The organism is Mycobacterium sp. TH-M15 (assembly GCF_057473705.1).
Genome location: NZ_JBYCLB010000131.1, coordinates 1 through 2,343, shown reverse-complemented (window position 1 = coordinate 2,343; position 2,343 = coordinate 1). Strand labels below are relative to the sequence as shown.

The 2,343-nt window shown below is 69.0% G+C and carries 3 protein-coding genes; 2 read left to right on the top strand and 1 reads right to left on the bottom strand.

The features are described 5' to 3' along the window. Together AC2VNT_RS03270 and AC2VNT_RS03265 are read left to right on the top strand one after the other, a co-directional pair. Positions 1-183 (top strand): DUF742 domain-containing protein (locus AC2VNT_RS03270; RefSeq protein WP_486945495.1); only part of this gene is annotated, 183 nt, incomplete at its 5' end. Next, positions 161-730, top strand: coding sequence for a GTP-binding protein (locus AC2VNT_RS03265; protein WP_486945494.1), 570 nt, complete (start codon positions 161-163; stop codon positions 728-730). The genes AC2VNT_RS03270 and AC2VNT_RS03265, both read left to right, overlap by 23 nt. 21 nt (positions 731-751) lie before the next feature. On the opposite strand, the gene AC2VNT_RS03260 is transcribed toward AC2VNT_RS03265, so the two are convergent. Further along, positions 752-2,343 (bottom strand): ATP-binding cassette domain-containing protein (locus AC2VNT_RS03260; protein WP_486945493.1); only part of this gene is annotated, 1,592 nt, incomplete at its 5' end.

Genomic DNA, 2,343 nt, shown 5'->3' with positions numbered 1-2,343 from the left:
AGCCCGTCGGTCGCCGAAATCTCGGCGCGATTGGATTTGCCGCTCGGGGTCGCGCGCGTCCTGGTCGGCGATCTGGTGACCTCGGGATACCTTGAGGTACGCCCGACGTTGGCCGACTCCAGCCGAGATGAACGCCGGGATCTGATCGGAAGGACGCTTCGTGGCTTACGCGCACTCCGGTAGCCGGGCCGCCTCGACGAAGATCATCGTCGCGGGCGGATTCGGCTCCGGCAAGACCACGTTCGTCGGCACCGTGTCGGAGATCATGCCGCTGCGCACCGAGGCGATCGTCACCGACGTCTCCGCCGGGGTGGATGCGCTGGAGGCCACCCCGGAGAAGCGGACCACCACGGTGGCGATGGACTTCGGCCGGATCACCCTCGCCGACGACCTGGTGCTGTACCTGTTCGGCACGCCCGGTCAGCGCCGGTTCTGGTTCATGTGGGACGACCTGGTGCGCGGGGCGATTGGGGCGATCGTGCTGGTCGACTGCCGCCGGTTGCAGGACAGCTTCGCCGCGATCGACTTCTTCGAGCACCGCAACCTGCCGTTCCTGGTCGCGATCAACGAATTCGACGGCGCACCCAGGTATCCGGTCGACGACGTGCGCAAAGCGCTGACGCTGCCCGACCGCATCCCGGTGGTCGCCATCGACGCGCGGGACCGCAGATCGACCACCGACGCGCTGATCGCGGTCAGCGAGTACGCATTGGCTGCGCTGGCGCGCTGAGCCGGCGGCCGACGCGCTCCGTCAGCGCCTCAATCGGATCCTCCACCGCACCACGCCGGCGTAGAGCACCGACAGCAGGATCAGCATGCCCATGTCGAGCAGCCAGATGCCGCCGGTGTGGTTCCACAGCCGGTCCTTGGGGATCTGCTTGACGTCCAGGGCCGGGGTACAGCCCTTCGGCACCGCCGGATCGGGGTCCTTCGGGGTCGGGAACGGCATGCAGTTCTCGGGGTTCGCGGGGTGATGCAGCAGGTAGTTGAAATCGATCGTCGACGCACCCGCGGCGTAGCCCCAGCGGGCCGGCGTCAGCCAGGATGCCTGGTTGAGCCCGAGGCGCCCAGTCACCGGGATCATGCCGCCGGAGAGCACCAGCTGGCCCATGATCGACACCACCAGCAGCGGCATGACCTGCTCGTTGGTCTGCGCGAACGCCGACAGCGCGATGCCCAGGACGGCCGCGGCCACACAGGTTCCGGCCACCGTCAGGAACAGCTCGATGTTGGCGCCGGTGTCACCACCGCCGAGCAGCAGCGGCCCCTGCTTCGGGCCGCCCTTGCCGACGACGACGATCATGGTGGCGATGGCGGCCTGCACCGTGGCGAACGTGCAGAACACGGCGACCTTGGCCAGCAGGTAGGCGGTGGTGGAGAGCCCCACGGCCTGCTCGCGTTTGAAGATCGGGCGCTCGCCGATCAGGTCACGGATGGTCAGTGCGGTGCCCATGAAGACCGCACCGATGTTGAGCAGCACCATCACGTACTGCGGTTCGGTGGGCGCGTTCATCCCGGGCAGCCCGAGCCCGCCCTTGCCCTTCACGGTCAGTGACAGCGCACCGATCAGGAACGGCAGCACCGCCAGGAACACCGAGTAGCCGCGGTCGGAGACGATCAGCCGCACCTGTCTTCGGGCGATCGTCGACAACTGTTTGCCCACGTTGGTGGGGGTGGGCGGGCCCAGGTCGCCCGGCGGTGTCTCGGCGATCGGTTCGGCCCGCTGGGCTGCGCCTTCCTGCAGGAAGCGCCGGTTGGCCGCGTCGGGGTCGGCGCCGACCTTGGCGAAGATGTCGGCCCAGTTGCGGGTGCCCAGCGCGGTCTCCACCTGATCCGGTGGCCCGCAGAATGCGGTCTTGCCACCGGGGGCCACCAGCAGGATCTGGTCGCAGACGTCGAGGTAGGAGACCGAGTGGGTGACCACCAGCACAACCCGGCCGGCGTCGGCGAGGTGGCGCAGCATCAGCATCACCTGCCGGTCCAGGGCGGGGTCCAGGCCCGAGGTCGGCTCGTCGAGCAGCAGCAGCGACGGCCCGGTCAGCAGCTCCAGCGCCACCGACGCGCGTTTGCGCTGGCCGCCGGAGAGCTTGTCGACGCGGGTGTCGGCGTGCTTGGTCAGCTCCAGCTCCTCGAGCACCTGGGCGACGGCTTGGTCCCGGTCGGCTTTGCTGCTGTCCGGCGGCAGCCGCAGTTCGGCGGCGTAGCCGAGCGCCTGGTTCACCGTCAGCTGCCGGTGCACCACGTCGTCCTGCGGGACCATCCCGATCCGGTTGCGCAGCGAAGCGTACTCGGTGTGGATGTTGTGGCCCTCGAAGGTGACCGAGCCCCGGCTGGGCTTGGTGT